Origin of the sequence: Anabaena catenula FACHB-362 (assembly GCF_014698735.1) — a bacterium.
In the GTDB taxonomy this organism is placed as follows: domain Bacteria; phylum Cyanobacteriota; class Cyanobacteriia; order Cyanobacteriales; family Nostocaceae; genus Anabaena; species Anabaena variabilis_A.
In genome coordinates this window covers 1-19,322 of the sequence record NZ_JACJTQ010000006.1, presented here as the reverse complement: position 1 = coordinate 19,322, position 19,322 = coordinate 1, and the positions used below count along the sequence as shown (strand labels likewise).

At 40.2% G+C, this 19,322-nt stretch carries 19 protein-coding genes; 8 read left to right on the top strand and 11 right to left on the bottom strand.

Translation table 11 applies throughout. The features are described from left to right. Positions 1 to 28 precede the first annotated feature (28 nt). From H6G68_RS06290 to pstS, 8 genes are all read right to left on the bottom strand, one after another. Entirely contained in the window at positions 29 to 979 is a 951-nt protein-coding gene (locus H6G68_RS06290) for a CAP domain-containing protein (RefSeq protein ID WP_190905872.1), read from the bottom strand. 80 nt (positions 980 to 1,059) lie between these two features. Further along, on the bottom strand, positions 1,060 to 1,977 hold the full coding sequence (locus H6G68_RS06285) for a S1 family peptidase (RefSeq protein ID WP_190905871.1): 918 nt from the start codon (positions 1,975 to 1,977) through the stop codon (positions 1,060 to 1,062). A gap of 26 nt (positions 1,978 to 2,003) precedes the next feature. Continuing rightward, positions 2,004 to 2,666: a S1 family peptidase gene (locus H6G68_RS06280; RefSeq protein ID WP_339327844.1), complete on the bottom strand. Its 663-nt coding sequence runs from the start codon at positions 2,664 to 2,666 to the stop codon at positions 2,004 to 2,006. A 12-nt stretch (positions 2,667 to 2,678) separates the two neighbouring features. Continuing rightward, entirely contained in the window at positions 2,679 to 3,311 is a 633-nt protein-coding gene (locus H6G68_RS06275; protein ID WP_190905869.1) for a COP23 domain-containing protein, read from the bottom strand. A gap of 464 nt (positions 3,312 to 3,775) precedes the next feature. Continuing rightward, positions 3,776 to 4,582 carry a phosphate ABC transporter ATP-binding protein PstB gene (gene pstB / locus H6G68_RS06270; RefSeq protein WP_127054039.1) on the bottom strand — a complete coding sequence of 269 codons (807 nt, stop codon included), beginning with the start codon at positions 4,580 to 4,582 and terminating at the stop codon, positions 3,776 to 3,778. Positions 4,583 to 4,638: 56 nt separating this feature from the next. Next, positions 4,639 to 5,520, bottom strand: a complete 882-nt coding sequence (gene pstA, locus H6G68_RS06265; RefSeq protein ID WP_127054038.1) for a phosphate ABC transporter permease PstA — start codon at positions 5,518 to 5,520, stop codon at positions 4,639 to 4,641. A 14-nt stretch (positions 5,521 to 5,534) separates the two neighbouring features. Further along, positions 5,535 to 6,485 carry a phosphate ABC transporter permease subunit PstC gene (pstC, locus tag H6G68_RS06260; protein ID WP_190905868.1) on the bottom strand — a complete coding sequence of 317 codons (951 nt, stop codon included), beginning with the start codon at positions 6,483 to 6,485 and terminating at the stop codon, positions 5,535 to 5,537. Between the two features lie 251 nt (positions 6,486 to 6,736). Then, positions 6,737 to 7,915 (bottom strand): phosphate ABC transporter substrate-binding protein PstS, encoded by a 1,179-nt coding sequence (gene pstS / locus H6G68_RS06255; protein ID WP_190905867.1) that lies wholly within the window; start codon positions 7,913 to 7,915, stop codon positions 6,737 to 6,739. A gap of 336 nt (positions 7,916 to 8,251) precedes the next feature. Between pstS and H6G68_RS06250 the strand changes: the two genes are divergently transcribed. Then, a complete protein-coding gene (locus H6G68_RS06250; RefSeq protein ID WP_190905866.1) occupies positions 8,252 to 8,839 on the top strand; it encodes a biotin transporter BioY in 588 nt (195 codons plus the stop codon). Between the two features lie 61 nt (positions 8,840 to 8,900). Continuing rightward, on the top strand, positions 8,901 to 9,377 hold the full coding sequence (gene lspA, locus H6G68_RS06245; protein WP_190905865.1) for a signal peptidase II: 477 nt from the start codon (positions 8,901 to 8,903) through the stop codon (positions 9,375 to 9,377). A gap of 304 nt (positions 9,378 to 9,681) precedes the next feature. Here lspA and H6G68_RS06240 read toward each other — a convergent pair whose 3' ends face one another. Then, positions 9,682 to 10,194 carry a hypothetical protein gene (locus H6G68_RS06240; RefSeq protein WP_190905864.1) on the bottom strand — a complete coding sequence of 171 codons (513 nt, stop codon included), beginning with the start codon at positions 10,192 to 10,194 and terminating at the stop codon, positions 9,682 to 9,684. Positions 10,195 to 10,634: 440 nt separating this feature from the next. On the opposite strand from H6G68_RS06240, the gene H6G68_RS06235 reads away from it, so the two are divergent. Next, positions 10,635 to 12,905: a transglycosylase domain-containing protein gene (locus H6G68_RS06235; protein WP_190905863.1), complete on the top strand. Its 2,271-nt coding sequence runs from the start codon at positions 10,635 to 10,637 to the stop codon at positions 12,903 to 12,905. Positions 12,906 to 12,979: 74 nt separating this feature from the next. Here the strand turns inward: H6G68_RS06235 and H6G68_RS06230 are convergent, their stop codons facing one another. Both H6G68_RS06230 and H6G68_RS06225 read right to left on the bottom strand, forming a co-directional pair. Further along, positions 12,980 to 14,410, bottom strand: a complete 1,431-nt coding sequence (locus tag H6G68_RS06230; protein ID WP_190905862.1) for a DUF4335 domain-containing protein — start codon at positions 14,408 to 14,410, stop codon at positions 12,980 to 12,982. Then, entirely contained in the window at positions 14,407 to 15,033 is a 627-nt protein-coding gene (locus tag H6G68_RS06225; RefSeq protein WP_190905861.1) for a DUF3038 domain-containing protein, read from the bottom strand. The genes H6G68_RS06230 and H6G68_RS06225 overlap by 4 nt, the downstream gene beginning before the upstream one ends. A gap of 416 nt (positions 15,034 to 15,449) precedes the next feature. Here H6G68_RS06225 and H6G68_RS06220 point away from each other — a divergent pair, with 416 nt between their 5' ends. The 5 genes from H6G68_RS06220 to H6G68_RS06200 all read left to right on the top strand — a co-directional run bounded on the left by H6G68_RS06220 (position 15,450) and on the right by H6G68_RS06200 (position 18,671). Then, positions 15,450 to 15,968: an adenine phosphoribosyltransferase gene (locus tag H6G68_RS06220; RefSeq protein WP_190905860.1), complete on the top strand. Its 519-nt coding sequence runs from the start codon at positions 15,450 to 15,452 to the stop codon at positions 15,966 to 15,968. A 44-nt stretch (positions 15,969 to 16,012) separates the two neighbouring features. Next, the gene (locus tag H6G68_RS06215; RefSeq protein ID WP_190905859.1) at positions 16,013 to 17,059 is read left to right on the top strand and encodes an ABC transporter permease; all 1,047 of its coding nucleotides are present in this window, start codon (positions 16,013 to 16,015) and stop codon (positions 17,057 to 17,059) included. A gap of 38 nt (positions 17,060 to 17,097) precedes the next feature. Beyond that, positions 17,098 to 17,379, top strand: coding sequence for a hypothetical protein (locus H6G68_RS06210; protein WP_190905858.1), 282 nt, complete (start codon positions 17,098 to 17,100; stop codon positions 17,377 to 17,379). A 459-nt stretch (positions 17,380 to 17,838) separates the two neighbouring features. Beyond that, positions 17,839 to 18,543: a phosphoadenosine phosphosulfate reductase gene (cysH, locus tag H6G68_RS06205; RefSeq protein ID WP_190905857.1), complete on the top strand. Its 705-nt coding sequence runs from the start codon at positions 17,839 to 17,841 to the stop codon at positions 18,541 to 18,543. After that, positions 18,525 to 18,671 (top strand): hypothetical protein, encoded by a 147-nt coding sequence (locus H6G68_RS06200; protein WP_190905856.1) that lies wholly within the window; start codon positions 18,525 to 18,527, stop codon positions 18,669 to 18,671. The genes cysH and H6G68_RS06200 overlap by 19 nt, the downstream gene beginning before the upstream one ends. Positions 18,672 to 19,322 lie beyond the last annotated feature (651 nt).

Below are 19,322 nucleotides of genomic sequence, written 5' to 3'. Positions count from 1 at the left end.
TTGCCTCACATTAGTTTAAATTCAACAACTACCACAATGTATTCGGAGTATGAGATGGCTGGTTTTGAATAGGTTTTTCCTTTGGTTGATTAATAGGATTTGGTGTGTTTTGTGTATCTGTTTGTGGAGAAGTGTTTGGAGTATTAGCAGGTGATTTTTCTCCAGAGTCAGGTTCTACACCAAACCACAAAGCTGCTGCTCCTTTATAAATGCCTATACCTAAAGCATTCCATTGGTTGTTCTGCCATATCCCTTGATTCAAAATTACTTCATTATGTCCTCTACTACTCTGCCACCCACGTAAAGCTGCTTCTGCTGTTACTCTATAATTCCTAGAGCCAGTAAAAAGGTTTTCATAACCTCTACCTGGATAACCTGTATTTAGCTTTTGGGGAGCATCCCACATACAGGGAAGAGTATTTGAATTATCAGCATCATAGGCGCAGTTACTCCAACCATGAGCGCAATATTTTCCCTGACAATTACGATAATAATCAGGGTTTTTTGCTATGTCACGAACATGACGATTAGCCACTAATGTTAATGATTTTGATAAAGGTATTGGCGCTAGTCTATTTTGAGCGCGATACTGATTTATCAAGTTATATAATTTGGCTTCTTCTGGTTTTATATCATCTCCTGCACAGGCTGAAGAAGTTAAAATTTGTTGCTGATTACATTCTTCTACTGCTTGTACAATGGTTTGATATTTGAAATTATTAAACATAATAATTTCAATATTATTAGACAAAGAATTTATTTTATATTGACGAAATGTATAAATTTGTGCAACGTTATCTACTTCCATAACTTCAGTTGAATTAACCGCATTAACCCGATTATCTGAAACTAAATAACAAGCTGAAACAGTACCTAAAACTCCACATAAAGAAACTGCTAGAAATTTCTGCCAAAGTGTTTCACTAATAATGGTGAGAAAGCTAATTACACCAATCAACAAAAACCTAAACTTATTCATGATTAATTTCACAAAAAATAATAAAAAATAGAGCGATACCTTTGGCTATCAAAGACATCGCCTCCATACATCAACATCTATCAACGGAAGAAATTACGCACACCATTAATTGTGTCTAGCGCCCGTCCTGCTGTACCTAAAACATCATTGATATTATCAATTGTGTCTCGTTTATCAGGTTGGGTGCTGTCCGCATAAGGCGCACCTAATTCACCAGCAGCAGAGTTTTCAACTTGTAAACCTAAATAAATTCCTGATTGGGGTGCGAGACTTAAAAAGGTATTGATAGGAATTGCATAGTTAAATCCAGGTTTAATTAGTCCAGCAATACTTGTAGCAGTTTGTTTGTCTAATCCTGCTGATTGTTGGAGACGGTTAGGATCTTCTGTATCTCCTAAACCATGAATACCAACGACTCTTCCACCTGCGTCTAAAACTGGGCCACCACTCATACCCCCAAGGGTTTTATTGTCGTAACTCATTTTGTAACCTTCCAAGGATTGGGGTAAAAATCCTGAAACCCTTCCACCAGTAAATTGACGTACCAATTGTCCACCCGCAGCTTGTCCAACGGTTGTTAAACGTGGCCAACCAGAAACAAACACAGGTTTACCTTCTTTGACTGTTTCTGAATTTGCAAGTTTAGCGATTTTATAATCTTGATCACTGCTAAATTCTACGATTGCTAAATCAACTCCTGATAAACGTTTGACTTTACCGTAATCGAGTTGATATGCTTTTTTGTCGTGAGTAACAATTTTGTAATTATCTTTATTGCTGACGACGTGAAAAGCAGTGAGAACATAATAAGTTTTGCTATCTTTAGCAACAATTACCCCTGAACCATGCCCTTTATCGCTTTTAATTAAAACTGTGACTTCACGGGCTATATCATTAACTTCTTCTCCAGTTAAAGCATAAGCTGTGGAAGGTTGAATGATAGTAATACTTACCACACTTCCCATTAATGCCATCATTAATCTATCATTAAAACTCATTTATTTAATCTCCAAGTAGAATATTTTCACCACAAAAAACCGGGATGATGCTGTACTTTTACAGGTTGAGTATCATTAATTTGTACCTGATTTTCCTGTCCTGTATTCATCCTTAAAAATTGATGAATAGATAAACCCCAGCTTAGTTTTTGCATTTGCTGTTGTAATTCTAAGCTGGGAAAACTACCACTTTCATATTGATAAGGATTACCCCATAAAGGATAAGCGTGCATGGCATTAATTCCTACTAATTCACCACGCTGATTTAAGACTGGTCCTCCACTCATTCCTTTATAAATATCGTTGCTATAACCAATTTGATAACCTCTTACTAAAGGTTGAGCCAGTAAAAACTTAATGTTACCTTGGTTAAAAACAAATCCATTCATATCAACAGGAAAACCAGCCGCCAATACCTCTTCTCCTACTGTCAAATTACTAGTAGATATAGTTGCTAATTGATAGTTTCTACTACTTTCAAATTTCAACAATGCCAAATCATTACCACCAAAACTCTGCTTAACTATTTGGGCTGAATAAATCCGTTGATCAGAGGTTTGAATTTGATAGGATTTGCCATAACCAGGGGTGAGGACATGATCATTAGTCAAGACAGTATAAACTCGTCCTTTCCTATTAATCAAAATCCCTGAACCCCAAGTATCTCCTGATAAAACTTTGACAGTTATAGATTTAGCAATTCACCACAAACCACCACCACTATTAGGTTTATTTCCTGTATTTGGTGTATTTGGTGTTTCTTCAACTGGTGTAGGATTGCTGTTATTTTGACCTACAGAAGTATTAGGATCTACCCGGCCATTATTCAGCAATTCATTCACATTTACTGATTCGGAATTATTAATATTTGTGCCGGTTGTATCTTCACGGAGTACTCCTGCTGCACCACCGCGAATTTCATTTAATCTTTGAATTGTTTTGGCAGCATCTTGACCACGTTTGAGGGTATATAAAAGATTGCTACTGTTACAAAGACCACCTGTGCTACCTGTTGCACAAATCACCGGTTGATTGTTAAGATATCCCGCAGTGATAAATGTTAAAGCCCCTTGATCATATAATTTTTGGAATCTGGGTGAAACTTCTGCACATCTTCTTTGGGGGTTAAAACCTGCACCTGTAAATTTATTAGATACCCAGAGAATGATGGGGATATTTCCCCGTGGAGTAACTGCAATAGTCGCTGGTTTACCTTCACTGACACCACATACAAAGGTTGTACTTTGTGCATAGGTTGGTTGATTCTGCACAAGTCCTAAACCCATAGTTAGGGTTATAAATGTCAAGATAGTTGACAAAGTATTGTTTTTCATGATTTTATAAGCGTCCTGGTAGATACTTGATTTGTATTTGTGCCATTGAAGAAAAAATAGATGCTATTCAATCTTAACTCCAGTCGTAGGTAGTTTATAGAATTTTGATATTTTTTTTACTTAAATTTTATGTAGCAGTTCCAACCTCAAGGTTATAGCTACGTAGATAAAAATCCTTATTTTGCAAGTATTTTCAGCTTTATTCGCTTCTAGTCATCACCCTAAACTGCTAGAAATGTGTACTTTATTTTTAATGAAGTTATATTATACGGTTAGGAAAAAACTACTTGCTTAAGTAAAATTATGTAATTTGCTTGAACAACGATCTATAGAAAACCTAAATCATAGGTGAGAAATTTAGTTAAAAAAATATCACTGTAGAAATCTCTAAGTGATAGGTTGGTTTGAGTAATTCTCCACAGTTAAATGTCACCAAGCTATAAAAACTTGACATAATTCCACAACTAACCAAATCTACCGCTGATATAAGCTTTGGTGTCTTCTTGCTGTGGATTGTTGAAAATTAATTCTGTATCTTCGTATTCGACTAAATAACCTGTTCTACCACCTTTATCGGAAGTTTTGACGTTAAAGAAGGCTGTTTTATCAGCAACCCGCGCTGCTTGTTGCATATTGTGGGTAACGATAACGATGGTGTATTGTTCTTTGAGTTCGTGAATTAGTTCTTCAACCCGCAAAGTAGAAATGGGATCAAGTGCAGAACATGGTTCATCCATGAGGATAACTTCTGGTTGAACTGCGATCGCTCTAGCAATACATAAACGCTGTTGTTGTCCACCTGATAAAGATAAACCACTTTGCTTAAGTTTATCTTTGACTTCATCCCACAAAGCTGCTTGTCGCAAACTGCGTTCTACCAATTCATTCATATCACCTTTGTAGCCGTTGATTTTGGCTCCAAAAGTAATATTGTCAAAAATTGATTTAGGAAAAGGGTTTGGTCTTTGAAACACCATACCAATCCGACGACGTACTTCTACCGGATCGATATCTGGTGCATACAAATTTTTATCGCCAAAATAAACCTTACCTTCGGCTCGAAACGATTCAATAAGATCGTTAAGACGGTTATAGCATCGGAGTAATGTACTTTTACCACAGCCTGAAGGGCCAATGAAAGCTGTAGCCTTATTTTTAGGGATATCTAGCCAAACATTCTGTACAGCCAGGAAGTTACCGTAGTAAATATTCAGATTTTCTGTACGTAAAGCCGCGTCAGTCCCATTGATTGTACTAGCGTTAGTAGCCATAAATAGTTTAGGGATAATTTTTAAGGATGATCTTGCATCCTGTTGATGGAATTTTGTTAAGCTTTTTGCCTAGTTGCCCAGCGAGCGATGATACTTGTGATCAGAACCATCAAAACCAAAATTAGAGAAGCAGCCCAAGCTAAAGACTGCCAATTTTGAAAAGGTGAAACGGCGAAGTTGTAAACTAAAACTGCCAGAGAAGCTGTTGGTTGAAATAAGCCACTAGGCCAAAAAGAGGAAAACAGCGCAGTAAACAGTAAAGGTGCAGTTTCTCCAGATGCTCTGGCGATCGCTAAAGTAGAACCAGTAACAATTGCTGGTAAAGCTGCTGGTAATACCACCTGTGCGACAGTTTGAAATTTAGTTGCTCCTAACCCCACAGAAGCTTGACGCAAATCTTGAGAAACTAACTGTAGAGCTTCATCCGTAGTTCTCAAAATAGTGGGTAACATCAAAATTGCCAACGCAAACCCACCTCCAAAAGCTGAGTAGGAGCCTAAATTCAGCTTTACTAATGTCAAAACTACAATCCCATAAGCAAATACCCCAGCAATAATAGAGGGGACTCCACTGAGAATGTTAGTAGCAAACCGTATCCACCTAGCTACTTTACTAGAACTAAACTCTGTTAAATAAATTGCCGCTAACACACCAAAAGGAATGCTAATAGTTGCACCAATACCCACCATTAACAGTGTTCCCAAAATGGCATTACCAAAGCCTCCTCCCTTTCTCAGAGGTGCTGGTGGCAATTCTGTAAACACACTTAAACTTAGACTGCTAAAGCCTTTAAATATTACATAAGAAAGCACAGCCAGCAGAGGTAGCAGCGCCAATGCTCCACAAATATATGCTACTACGGTCATTGCCGTATTAAACAATGTTCGGGGAGACGAAGGGGAGCGAGTCAGGCTGCTTTCGGGAAAATGATTCGTCATAATTCAACCTACAACTACAGTCGCTTAACCCGGAGAACAATAAACTCTGCCAGAATATTCACTACCAGCGTCAGGAAAAACAACACTAAAGCCGCGTACATTAAAGCTGAAATTTGCAACCCACTTGCTTCAGAAAATTGACTGGCCAGTAGAGAGGAAATTGTATTAGATGGAGCGAGTAAGGAAATATTAATGTTGTTAGAATTACCAATCAACATTGTTACAGCCATTGTTTCTCCCATTGCTCTACCAAGTGCCAACATTACCGCACTGACAATGCCAGAAAAAGCAGCGGGGATGATCACTTGAAAAAGTGTTTCCCAACGGGTTGCACCCAGTCCAAGAGACGCTTGACGCAAACTAGGAGGTACAGAAATTAAGGCATCACGGGAGATAGCAGTGATGATTGGTAAAGTCATAATTGCTAAAATGACTCCTGCTGGTAGCATTCCTGGTCCCGTTGGTGGGGTACTAAAAAATGGTATCCAGCCGAAGGAACTATGCAGCCATTTGCCCAAGTTGGTTAAAATAGGAACTAAAACGAAAATGCCCCATACTCCGTAGACAACACTAGGAATAGCGGCCAGTAGTTCTACCAAAAACACCAGTACCAACCGCACCTGAGATGGCAGAAAATTCTCGCTCAGTAAAATAGCAGTACCAACGCCAATGGGTATAGCTAATAACAAACCTAGAAAAGAACTCACGAGAGTTCCATAGATTTGTGGCAGCACTCCATATTCGCTATTGACGGGGTTCCAAGTGGTTTTAGCTAAGAAGCCAAGACCAAACTCTTGAATGGCAGGCCAAGCCCCCATAGCTACCTGTAAAGTGATCCATAATAAAGTTCCAGCGATCGCTAGAGCAAAAATCCGAGTCAACCAAATAAATCCCTGATCTAGAGATCTATCTAATTCTGATCGCTGTTTAATTGCCGATTGCAGGTTCTGAAAATTAGTAGTCATGAATACTGACTGTAAAAATCAAATCAGAGATAATGTAACCAGGAAACCGACTTAAGAAGAAAGTACCGAGTACGAACCCAGTAAGCAATCAACACTGTCCTGATATTAGTGACTACAGCCATACTTTAATTATCGCTGCGTCGTTTTTTGCACTTGACACACTAACTAATCAGGGTTCCCAACTGATTGGTCAATAAAATTCTTGTGGCTAACCTATTGTTTGAGTATTACGGTTAGACGGAAGGGTGAGCCTAATTACTCCCACTAGTACCACCACTAACAGCGATTTTATAGTCAGGACTGATTTGGTCAGCAGCAGCAGCCACCTTAGCCGCCACGTTTGGTGGTAAAGGAACATAGCCTAGTTCGGGAGCAATTTTTTGTCCTTCAGTTAGAGCATACTCAATTGCTGCTTCCACTGCTTTAGCTTTAGCTGCATCAGGATACTTTTTATAAGCCAGAATCCAAGTGTAGCTAACAATAGGATAGGAATCTGCACCTTCAGGATCAGCAATGAAGGCACGAAGATTTGCTGGTAGCACTACTGCTGCCAGAGTTTTAGAGGCTGCTTCCTCGTTGTCAACAATAAACTTGCCAGCTTTATTTTCCAAAGCCGCAAACTTAATATTATTTTGTTTGGCATAGCCATACTCAATGTAACCAATAGAACCTTGAGTCTGTTGGATTTGGGCTGTCACACCTTCATTACCTTTAGCGCCAACTCCCACAGGCCAGTTTACGCTTTTACCATCGCCAACTTTAGTTTTCCACTCTGGGCTGATAGCACTCATGTGTTTTGTGAACACACCTGTAGTACCACTACCATCAGCACGATATACAACAGTGATTGGTTGTTTGGGCAGCTTTGCTTCAGGGTTAGCTTTAGCAATTGCTGGATCATCCCATGACTTGATCTTACCTAATAAAATATCAGTATAAACTGTTCGTGGTAGTTTGAGTTCAGCAACATCTGGTAGATTGTAAGCCAATACAATACTACCAGCAGTCACAGGCAGTAAAATAACGCCTTTATCCTGGGGTACTTTGGCGATTTCTTCATCCTTCATCGCTACATCGCTGGCACCGAAGTCTACAGTACCTTGGATAAATTGCTCAACACCCGCACCACTACCTACTGACTGATAGCTAACTTTCAAATTCGGATATTTTTTGTTTAAATCAGCAAACCAACTGGCATATAATGGCGCGGGGAAAGTTGCACCAGCACCAGTTAATGTCACATCTCCACCAAGATCCAATTTAGCTGGACTAGAAGCCGTGGTGTTTTGAGTAGTACCAGGAGTTTCAGTTGTAGCAGTATTGTCAGGGCTTGAATTTCCCCCACAAGCCGCTAAACCAATTGCCAGTGTTAACACTGTTGCTGAAGTTATGAATGAATTATTCTTTACTCGATTTAGATGTAATACCATTGCTGTAAATATCTGTAAATTTCCAGATGAGCGCCTCTAAGATACCGCTAAATGATTCAAAATAAGGTTAACAGTAGGTTAATAATCTAAAAAATCTCTTGACTTCGATTCAAATTCAAGGTTTTTTGTATTAATTTTTATCTACTGTATACTGTTAAGATAAGTATTTATTCTCAGTAGCTAGTTAAGTAACAAAGAATAATTTTACCTTTTACCCAATCACCTAACCTCAGTAATACCAATTTTCAGTGTTAAGGCTGGGTCTCATCTTCTTACCATTGGCCTATACTGGTTGCTGTTAGCTTTCCCTTTGGCCTTTTCCCTGTTGCCTGATCAATGTTTGCTGCTTCCAATCAATTATTATGGTCTATGATTGGCTTACTCCTAACAATGGGTGGCACGTTCCTAGAAGCCTATGGCACTACTTTTCCTTGGAGTTGGGGTCAGCAAGGAATTAAAACCTTGTCTTTAGGTGTTAGCTATCAAATTGGAGCCGTGCTGCTAGTCGGTTGTTTAGGAGGCAAAAATGCTGGTGCGCTTTCTCAGATTGCTTATTTAGTCATGGGATTAACTTTGTTACCTGTATTTGCCGAAGGAGGCGGTATTGGTTATGTTAAGCTATCTCAGTTTGGCTATCTGCTAGGCTTTATTCCCGGAGCTTGGATTTGCGGCTATTTTGCCTTCAAAGCCAGACCTCGTTTAGAAATGTTGGCTTTTAGTTGTTTTTGTGGATTGTTAACAGTCCACATCTGCGGTATTGCTTATTTAATGATTAGCTATCTTTTTCCCGGAAAAGTTGCAGATAATCTACCTTTAGTGCAAGCAATCCTTAAATACTCTTGGTTTTCACTACCAGGTCAACTAGCTGTAGTCTGTGCTGTCACAATAGTAGCATATGTGCTACGACATATAATGTTTTATTAGTCATTGATTCAGTAGTCAGATGACTAATGACTAATGACTAATGACTAATGACTAATTCATCATGCGTTTAAAAAATCACTTCTTTTGGATTGCTGCCTTTTTAGCTTTTTTTCTGGATCAATTAACCAAATTCTGGGTAGTGCAAACCTTTGCTTTGGGACAAACACTACCATTACTCCCAGGCATATTTCATTTTACCTATGTTACTAATACAGGTGCAGCGTTTAGTTTATTAAGTGGAAAAGTAGAGTGGTTGCGATGGCTCTCTTTAGGTGTAAGTTTAGTATTGATAGCCATTGCCACATTTGGCCCTATGTTAAGTTTTTGGGATCAGTTGGGTTATGGCTTGATTTTAGGTGGGGCTATAGGTAATGGGATAGATAGGTTTTCTTTAGGCTACGTGGTCGATTTTCTGGATTTTCGCCTGATTAACTTTGCCGTATTTAATATGGCAGATTCTTTTATTAGTATTGGTATTGTTTGCCTTTTAATTGCTTCTTTGCAACAAACATCTACCTCAAGTCATAGACCCCGCTAATTTGATACCCATTTTATCATTGGTAATTGGGAAAAAGGTAATTTCAGAAATTGTCCCTGTGTCACCTACTGCGTCGGTTTTTATAGCAGGAGTCAGGAGTCAGGAGTCAGGAGTCAGGAGTCAGGAGTAAAACCCTCTTGTAGTGAGAGTTTCATTATCAATTGATGTCCTAACCACCCTGTCCACGGCTATAAAATCTGATTTTGATAAATATAAACAAAGAAGCCTGGAGGTTGAGCATCCCCAGGCTACCAAATAAATGAAAGCTTTATTTATTAAATTTCAATGCACCAAATAACTTTACCTATAAAGTACCCTGAGCCGGAACTTGACTAGGAACTTGCATGGGTGAACTTGCACCTGATTCCGTGCTACTGTTTGGTGTATCTGATTTTGGTAAAATCATACTTCCTGGCGCAGGAGTCAAGTTACTGGAATTGCCAGCATCTGGAGAAGTGGGAATTGCTGGTACTGTTGTGCTTTCAGGACTAGTACCGCTTTCAGGGGGAGTCGTTGCTGGTACTGTTGTGCTTTCGGGACTAGTACCGCTTTCAGCAGGAGTTGCCGCTGGTTCTGTTGTGCTAGTAGGAATGGGAGAATTAAGTGCTGTACCACCGGGACAACGGGAATTGAGAGGAAACCGTTCGCACAGAATTTTCATCCCTAGTGGTGACATTTTGATTTCCGTTGGTGAATTAGTAGATGAACTACTAGATTCTTCGGACATAGGGGATTGACTGGACTCGGCCATAGCAACATTCGTAGTCAGCGCCAACGTCAGGGCTGTACCAATCAGAGTCAGAAATTTTCCCTTCATTCGGAAATTCACCTCAAGGTCAACGGAACACTTCGCCAATTAAATCAAACAATTAATTGGAGAAAATCTTTCTAAAGGAAGATGTACAATTTTGCCATAGGTGGTAGAGATGTTTGGCGGCAGTCAAATTTAAACATTTGGTTGATTGCAGAGTAGTTTCTAGCAATACAAACCTAAATATAGAAATTGTCCTTGTGCTGCTAGTTTTTTGAGCTAGAATAGGCATCCAGTAATAGAGATAGAAATTTTTCTGTCCGTAAACTAGTACTAAAAGTCACAAAATAATGTTGTTTGCTAAACAGCAAATAGGTGTTATATTAAACCAACAAAATTCCGTACAGTCAATTTATTTATAGCTTGTGAGTAAAATGGTGACAGACTAGCATTAAAATTACGATTCGCCCGATTCTTCACTAACAGCGTGTGATGTGATATAGCCGATGAGTTCCCCGCAACCGCCTCAAAAGCCACAAACGTTCCTTGGTCAACTGACACAAGCCGTAAATACTATTCAAGCTAGGGTTGATTTTTCTAAACTAGCGCTCAAGCCCAATGCCAAAGTACCGGAACTCTGGGTGCAGGATGCGGGGGCAGATAAAGCGGAAATATATCCGCTGTTGGGCGATCGCTATATTCTCGGTCGTAGTTCCAAATCTGCTGATATCGTCGTCCGCAACCCCGTTGTCAGTCAAATTCATCTGTCACTGTCGCGAGATTCCAGCCAAAGGACTCCTATTTTCACCATCAAAGATGAAAATTCTACCAATGGCATTTATATTGGCAAGCGGCGAGTCACTTCTCTAGAACTTCGTCACGGTGATATCTTTACCTTAGGACCACCAGAACTTGCCGCTTCCGTGCGGTTGCAATACGTCGATCCTCCAGCTTGGTATGTAAAAGCTGCAACGTGGGGGATATATGGTGTAGGTGGTGTCAGTGCCTTATTTGCTTTAGTCATTGGCGTTGAATGGCTGAAATTTTCCGTTAGCCCCCTCCCAACCGCTACTCGCGCCCCCGTGGTTGTTTACGCCCGTGATGGTTCTACTCCACTCCGGGAGCCTAGAAATATTGCTCACGTAGACCTCAAGCAGCTATCAAATTTTGGTCCTTATTTGCCAGCTGCTGTGGTAGCTTCCGAGGATAGTCGTTATTATTGGCACTTTGGCGTAGATCCTTTAGGGGTATTGCGAGCCGTACTGATTAATAGTCGTAGCGGCGATGTCCAACAAGGCGCTAGTACAGTTACTCAGCAAGTTGCCCGTAGTTTGTTCCGCGATTATGTAGGTAGACAAGATTCATTAGAGCGGAAATTGCGGGAAGCAGTAGTCGCCCTGAAACTAGAAACTTTTTACAGCAAAGATGATATTTTGCTGACTTACTTAAATCGCGTGTTTTTGGGGGCAGATACTTCTGGCTTTGAGGATGCAGCTAAATATTACTTTGAAAAGTCAGCTAAAGAATTAACTCTCTCAGAAGCAGCAACTTTAGTAGGGATTTTGCCTGCTCCCAATGCCTTTGATTTTTGTGGAGATGGTCCTAATAAACTAGGGGCAGCTGATTACCGTAACCGTGTGATTAAGCGACTCCTGGAAATGGGCAAAATCTCAGCAGAAGAAGCCAACCGAGCTAGACGCTCCACTGTCCAAGTCAGCCCTAAAGTCTGTGAACGGCAAGCTAAGACAATTGCCCCGTACTTTTATAATTATGTCTTTCAAGAACTAGAAGCGATTTTAGGAGAAGGAGCCGCCAGAGAAGGTAACTATATCATCGAAACCCAGCTAGACCCAGCAATTCAAGCACAAGCGGAAACTGCCCTGCGGAATTCAGTCAGTAACGCTGGTTCAAGTTTTCGTTTTTCTCAAGGGGGAATGGTCACTCTCGACTCCAGAACTGGGGGTATATTGGCGATGGTAGGGGGAACTGATTACAGAAAAAGTCAGTTTAATCGTGCGATTCAAGCCAAAAGACAACCAGGTTCTACTTTTAAGATTTTTGCTTATGCTGCTGCCATTGAGCAGGGGATATCACCCTCAAGGGGTTATTCTTGCGCTCCTTTAACTTGGCAAGGATTTACCTACAGACCTTGCCGTTCTGGATCTGGTGGTAGTTTAGATATAGCCACCGGCTTTGCTCTTTCAGAAAACCCCATTGCTCTGCGGATTGCTAGAGAAATTGGGTTGAATAAAGTAGTAGATATGGCGCAGCGTTTGGGAGTTAAATCTTCACTTGACCCCGTTCCTGGCTTGGTATTGGGTCAAAGTGTCGTCAATGTTTTAGAAATGACTGGTGCTTTTGGGGCTATTGGCAATCGCGGGGTATGGAATCCTCCTCATGCTATTAGTCGAATTCTAGACAGCAGTGATTGTCAAGATCGTAAAGATTTAAAAACCTGTCGTGTCATCTACTCCTTCGACCAAGATCCCAATGGTAATAAGCGAGTGCTGAAGACGGAAGTTGCTAATGAGATGATTGATTTGATGCGTGGGGTAATCACCAGAGGTACTGGACGCAGCGCAGCTATTGGACTGGGTGAAGGGGGCAAAACTGGGACAACGGATAAAAACGTTGACTTGTGGTTTATTGGTTTTATTCCCAGTCGGCAGCTTGTAACTGGTATTTGGCTAGGAAATGACAATAATTCCCCCACATCTGGTAGTAGCGCTCAAGCCGCCCAGTTATGGGGAAATTATATGGGGAAAATCACCAAATAAATTCAGAATTCGTAATTAATTTTCAATTACGAATTACGTTGGCGGTAGCCTGCCGTAGGCACTATTACGAATTATTACCTGTATCCTTCCCAAGGGGTAACTTCTAGTGTGCCGTTAGGCTTAAATACCACTTGGAAGTGACCGAGAGCTTCTTTATTATTGGGAGCAGCTACGTTTGAGCCGTAAACGGATTGGAAAATCTGTGGTAGTGGTGTTTCCCGAAAATAGTCAAAGGCTACTTGGTTGAGTGGTTCATAGTCAGCAATAACACCATCCTTGTTTACCGCCACCCGATATTTCAAATCTGTGGTAAATGTGGGTGTTACACTCCAATTTTGGCGAATCATACCATAGAGCTTTTGGTTTAAATCTTTGACTTTTTTGGAGTCAGTGATTTTTTCGCCGATTACTTCTGGTTTTTTAGTGTATCCCAGCCAAGGACTGACTTCTAAAATACCTTTTCTATTAAAGACTACTCGGAATTGAGCGATGGGTTCGTTGGCGATGCGGCGGTTAGCAGGATTGTATAGTAGATTGGGCAGCGGTGTTTTATCTACTGTATTATTTGAAGCTTTGTTCACAGCTTTATAACCGATGATACTACCATCGGCAGCCACACCTAAACGATAGATCAAATCTTCGGTTAATTCAGAACGATTATTCCAAGCTGGATGAATTTGATTATAAACTTGGCGATTTAATGCACGTAGTTGGGAGGGGTCAGTAATTTCTGGAACTGAACTCAGAAGTGCTTCCAAATCTCTAATAATCGGTGTGGGTGAGGCTGTGGGTGAGGCTGTGGGTGAATCTGTGGGTGAGGCTTCAATTGTGGGTGTTGTCGTGGGTGAGGCTGTGGGTGTTGTCGTGCTGGACTGTTCCTCTGGCTGCGGTTCAGGTGGACGTACTTGGGGAGGAGGAATTAAGCTAAAAGCGATCGCAGCAACGGCCAAACTCGATACTCCCACAGTCGCGGGTACTGCTTGCTTGAGCAATACTTGACTAGCGCCACCATAGCGTCTAGTGACTGGTTGTAGTTCTAGTGATAACTCTGGTAATGTTTGAGTATCAGCAAAAAACTGATCTACTGCCTCCACTAAATCAAACAACTGCACCGTATTCAAATCTATTTGAATAGATGGCTGTGTACCATCGTTGGTATTAGGCTCAAAACCCTCTGCACCAATTTCTGAATGTACGATTAATCTGTGTCGGTTGCTGTCAATTTTTTGCAACTCCACTAGTTCCGACTCATGGTTGTGTGCTTGGGGGTTGGGTACATTACTTAAAACTTCTTGAGCATAGGCACTTACAGCCCTCACCAAGCTTTCAAAAAATTCCCGCCCTCCGGCTATAGGCTGAGTATAACTAGATAAATAGCATTCGGCATTTACCAATATAGATAGTTCTGGGCGGAGGTCTTGAAAGTGGGCAGATATTGTGATATCACTTAATCCCTCTAACAGCAGCGTGCAATTAGGTAAACTGTACTTACGTTGAATATTCATTCCACTTCACCGTCAAAAAGAGAAATCCAGAAACGCTGCATTCCAGCTGTACCAGTGCAGAATAGTAATTTTCCTAATAAATCTATAGCCAATTCATCTAATTTTTCATCAGAGTTTAATGTCAGTGAAACAGAACGTCTAGGATTCATCCGGCTCTTGAAATGCGCTCTAAACCGCTCTAGATAATTAGCTAAACGCAAATTTTGTTCCAGTGGAATCTGCTTTTCGGACAGTTGTTGATATATCATTAGTAGCTGACGGATAACAACTGTTAACCGCCTAGCTATGTAGCAAGTGATGACTACTAGTGCTTTTGCTTCCAGGATGCCTAATGGTCTGCGGATATGCGCTCGCCGCAGTGGGTTAGAGCTACGCATCCGCCATAAATTTACCCGATCTTTAATAATTCCTTTTAGATCTAACTCTTGGGCAAATGACAGGATGGCTTCAGAACCGCCAAGCTCTAAAGCTTCTATTGCCAGTAACATGAGGTCTATTTGCAACGCCGTTCTGCGAGGACATCCCTTGGGAGCGATCGCCGGATCTGGTAAAGTGTCCAGAATCATCGGCATGGCCTCAGGAGTTGGACTGTTGAACGGCGTTAAACTTGCGGAGACATTCATTCTCTAAAATACCTTGTGCTATTCCAATAAACTGAGTCAAACAAAATTTAAGATATAGAGCCAAACCATAACTTAGGCTTGTGGTGATGGCATGAGCAGCCCAATATATAGAATACTTACTCTTGTTACTCACAGGTTTCCGTATACTGTAATGAAAGTTTTAAAGCATTTGTTCATCTGCCTTTTGTTGGTAGTAGAGATATATCTCTAGCTTGGGTTAAGTTCTCCGTTATCGTCAATGGATCATGAAACAAAATTCCTCATCTCCAGGGTATGACATTATAGTGTACGATTTCTCAGGTATCTGAAATTGAGGACTAGAGGCTAGTACATAGAGACAAAAAAACTGATCAGCCCTATTTACCTCACGATTATTTGTTGCGTCCTACAGATCAAGCCTGACAACTGCACAAACTATGGATTTAAAGTCTCTGATTCGTGACATACCAGATTTTCCTAAGCCGGGAATATTATTTCGGGATATTACCACCTTACTGCGTGATCCAGATGGTTTGCGCTACACCATTGACTTCTTAACACAAAAATGCGTTGAATCTGAATTCAAGGTGGATTGCGTTGTGGGGATGGAATCTCGTGGGTTCATTTTTGGTGCGCCTCTAGCTTATCAATTAGGTGCTGGTTTTATTCCCGTGCGTAAAAAAGGCAAGTTACCAGCAGCGGTTCATCGCATTGATTATGAACTAGAGTATGGTACAGACAGCTTGGAAGTGCATCAGGATGCAATACATCCAGGTAGTAGGGTTTTGATTGTCGATGATTTGATTGCTACGGGTGGGACTGCAAGCGCGACAGCAAAGTTGTTACAAAAGATTGGCTGCAAACTTGTAGGGTTTGGGTTTATCATCGAGCTACGGGATTTACAAGGGCGAAAACATCTGCCGGATGTGCCAATAATATCTGTTGTTGAATATTAGTCATTGGTGATTGGTTTTCCAGAAATGACGACAATTAGCAAATTATGACTTCTACAAAAATTTCATTGGAGACCAGTCGAGATTGGCTAATTAAGCTAATCTCAAATGAAACTTTTATTTATGTGGTCAAACGGTTACTACAGGCGCTGTTGACGATTTTTTTAGCTTCGGCTTTGTCGTTTTTCATTATGAAGTTGTCTCCGGGAGATTATGTAGATACCCTGCGGCAAAATCCGAAAATTTCCCCGGAACGGATTGAGGAAATACGCCGACAATTTGGTTTAGATAAGTCTTGGCCTGAGCAGTTTTGGCTGTGGTTAACTCGAATTGTGACTAAGGGTGATTTTGGCACAAGTTTTGTTTATCAACGCTCTGTAGGGTCGCTGTTGTTGGAAAGAGTACCAGCGACTTTGTTGTTAGCGATCGCTTCTTTAATTACAACATGGGCGATCGCTATTCCTCTGGGTATCCTCGCTGCTGTCAAGCAAAATCGTGGCACTGATAAGGTTTTGCAGGTAATTAGCTATGCTGGACAGGGGTTTCCGAGTTTTATTACCGCCTTATTCTTATTATTCTTCGCCCAAGTAACTACTCCACTGTTTCCGGTGGGTAACATGACTAGTATCGATCACGCTGAACTGACATGGCTGGGTAAGATATTAGATATCCTATGGCACATGATTTTACCGTTAATTGCCCTGAGTATTACCAGTTTTGCCGGGTTGCAACGCATTATGCGCGGACAATTACTGGATGTATTGCGTCAAGATTATATCCAAACAGCCCGTGCTAAGGGACTTCCTGAAAATCGTGTCATATATGTTCATGCTTTGCGTAATGCTATCAACCCTTTAATTACTTTATTGGGTTTTGAATTAGCAAGTTTATTAAGCGGTGCATTTATTACCGAAAATTTCTTTAATTGGCCAGGTTTAGGAAAATTGACTTTACAAGCCGTTTTAGCTAAAGACCAATATTTAGTCATGGCCAGCTTGGTCATGAGTGCAGTGTTGTTAATTATTGGCAATTTAATTGCTGATTTAATGTTAAAAGCAGCAGATCCGCGAATTAAATTAGAAGACTTGAATTAATCTTTAGGAATAGGAAACTTACCAATTACCGACTACCAATGCTTTCTGAAAATTATTATATTGTGCGATCGCAAAGCACTGGACGTTATCTCACAGCACGTCCCAAATCTGACGATTCAGTTTATCTTTTGCTGTTTCGAGAAAACTTTGATGCTCTGAGCTATCTAAATACCCATGCCAGAGAAGTAGCAAACCGCTTTGCTGTAGAACCTCTTCCTGGGACACAGATTGGAAACTTCCTTAAACGTTGGGGTTTTGTTGGTGTGGGAATTGTGACAGATCCTTTATTACCCAATGTGGAGTTTTTGCAGAATATTTAAATATATATAAATAAAGAGTTCAGCATCTAAAACTCCGACATTTTGTGATGGTAATTTCCGTTATTAAAAAATGTTCATAATCGTGATTATCCCAGCACTAGTCAACACGATTAAAACACCCATAACTATAGATTGACCCAAGCTATTTGGTAGTTTTGTATTATTCATTTCTAGTAAAATCCTTGTATTTTAAAGCTTAGGTTAAGAATAGCATTATCAATATAAATAGCTTTGCAAATCCAGGTAAAACTTAAAATCGCTTAAACTTTCTTAGTATATGATTAATTTTCGCTCATTTTTGCTCACAGATAATTTATACCTGCATTAAGTAACAGACCTTGATTGAGGTTGTAGTAATACCCGTACATAATCATTACCCAGTTTCCGGTCAGAATATGTGCCTTGATAGGATAAAATAAATTTTTATAAAGGTAACAAAAATTTGTCTAAAAAATAATCATGACAGTTTCCACAGCATTTGACTTACAGCAATTAAATCAGCAATTTGAAACAGCCACTCCCAAAGAAATACTGGCGTGGTCCATAGAGAACATCCCCACAGGACTTGTACAAACAAGCGCCTTTAACGTGGATGACTTGGTAATTACGCATATTCTTTATACTGAACTCAAACATCCAGTTCCTGTAATTTTTCTCGATACCCTGTACCACTTCCCCCAAACCCTAGAACTAGTTGCGAAAGCTAAAGAAATCTATAATCTAGATTTACAAACTTATAAAACTCCAGATGTAGAAACCCGCGAAGCCTTTGCTGCTAGGTTTGGTGAAGCGCTTTGGGAAAAAGATATTAGTCAATTCCACAACATTACAAAAATTGAACCCCTGTTACGGGGCTTAGACGAACTCAAGACTTTCGCTTGGATTACAGGTCGTCGTCGTGACCAAGCTGTGACCCGTGCGAATATGCCTATATTTGAATTAGATAATCTAGGAAGATTAAAAGTAAATCCCATTGCGGCTTGGACACGCCAAGATAGTTGGGCTTATGTAGCTGAACATAAGGTAATTTACAATCCTCTTCATGACCAAGGTTATCCCAGCATTGGTGATGAACCTATTACCACTAAAGTAGCTGACGGTGAAGACGAACGCGCAGGACGTTGGAGAGGAAGTGAAAAAACTGAATGTGGAATTCACATTTAGTCATTAGTCATTGGTCATTGGTCATTGGTCATTGGTCATTGGTCATTGGTCATTGGTCATTGGTCATTGGTCATTGGTCATTGGAAAAACGATTACCAATTACCCACAGTCAAAGTAGGGTGTGTTAGCGACAGCGTAACGCACCTTAATTTATGTATTTTGTCTGAATCAGGATGTCCAGGATTCTAGGATTTACAGGATGTTATTGATAAGTTATTTGTGGGGATTTTTGAGATTTAAGTTTCGCGCAGAGACGCTCCAGCGAAGCGTTCGTGGAGCGTGCCGTAGGCTTTAGCACGAAGTGCGTTAGAAGCAAAGACGCTAAGAAAGAATTGTCTGAATCAGGATGTTCAGGATTTAAGGATTTACAGGATGTTTTCTCTATTTATCTGTGTTTATCTGCGTTCAGTTATTTTTGATGTTTTATTCTATTTGGTATTGCTGTTAGATGGCTATTTTTTTAACGAACCGCAGAGACACAGAGGACACAGAGAAAAATTTTCAGTTATCAAAATTTAGATCCCCGACTTCTTTTATTAATCTTCTTATTCATATAATTAATGATGTCAAAATTAGGGAAGATTTGACTACAAAATAACATCCTGTAAATCCTTAAATCCTGGTTATCCTGATTCAGACTTAATAATTTTCTGTAACCCTTAAATATTACAATAGACATCTCCGAAAAAGAATTAAATTATGGTATAAGAATATAAAAGTGTATTTTTTGGTAAGACGTTATGGGCAGTATATTTGAATATATTCAGAGCAATCCTCAC

Bases quoted from the DNA above. Each gene is read 5' to 3' on its own strand.
- H6G68_RS06290 (WP_190905872.1), bottom strand. From the start codon at position 979: ATGAATAAGTTTAGGTTTTTGTTGATTGGTGTAATTAGCTTTCTCACC.
- H6G68_RS06285 (WP_190905871.1), bottom strand. From the start codon at position 1,977: ATGAGTTTTAATGATAGATTAATGATGGCATTAATGGGAAGTGTGGTA.
- H6G68_RS06275 (WP_190905869.1), bottom strand. From the start codon at position 3,311: ATGAAAAACAATACTTTGTCAACTATCTTGACATTTATAACCCTAACT.
- pstB (WP_127054039.1), bottom strand. From the start codon at position 4,582: ATGGCTACTAACGCTAGTACAATCAATGGGACTGACGCGGCTTTACGT.
- pstA (WP_127054038.1), bottom strand. From the start codon at position 5,520: ATGACGAATCATTTTCCCGAAAGCAGCCTGACTCGCTCCCCTTCGTCT.
- pstC (WP_190905868.1), bottom strand. From the start codon at position 6,485: ATGACTACTAATTTTCAGAACCTGCAATCGGCAATTAAACAGCGATCA.
- pstS (WP_190905867.1), bottom strand. From the start codon at position 7,915: ATGGTATTACATCTAAATCGAGTAAAGAATAATTCATTCATAACTTCA.
- H6G68_RS06250 (WP_190905866.1), top strand. From the start codon at position 8,252: ATGTTTGCTGCTTCCAATCAATTATTATGGTCTATGATTGGCTTACTC.
- lspA (WP_190905865.1), top strand. From the start codon at position 8,901: ATGCGTTTAAAAAATCACTTCTTTTGGATTGCTGCCTTTTTAGCTTTT.
- H6G68_RS06240 (WP_190905864.1), bottom strand. From the start codon at position 10,194: ATGAAGGGAAAATTTCTGACTCTGATTGGTACAGCCCTGACGTTGGCG.
- H6G68_RS06235 (WP_190905863.1), top strand. From the start codon at position 10,635: ATGAGTTCCCCGCAACCGCCTCAAAAGCCACAAACGTTCCTTGGTCAA.
- H6G68_RS06230 (WP_190905862.1), bottom strand. From the start codon at position 14,410: ATGAATATTCAACGTAAGTACAGTTTACCTAATTGCACGCTGCTGTTA.
- H6G68_RS06225 (WP_190905861.1), bottom strand. From the start codon at position 15,033: ATGAATGTCTCCGCAAGTTTAACGCCGTTCAACAGTCCAACTCCTGAG.
- H6G68_RS06220 (WP_190905860.1), top strand. From the start codon at position 15,450: ATGGATTTAAAGTCTCTGATTCGTGACATACCAGATTTTCCTAAGCCG.
- H6G68_RS06215 (WP_190905859.1), top strand. From the start codon at position 16,013: ATGACTTCTACAAAAATTTCATTGGAGACCAGTCGAGATTGGCTAATT.
- H6G68_RS06210 (WP_190905858.1), top strand. From the start codon at position 17,098: ATGCTTTCTGAAAATTATTATATTGTGCGATCGCAAAGCACTGGACGT.
- cysH (WP_190905857.1), top strand. From the start codon at position 17,839: ATGACAGTTTCCACAGCATTTGACTTACAGCAATTAAATCAGCAATTT.
- H6G68_RS06200 (WP_190905856.1), top strand. From the start codon at position 18,525: ATGTGGAATTCACATTTAGTCATTAGTCATTGGTCATTGGTCATTGGT.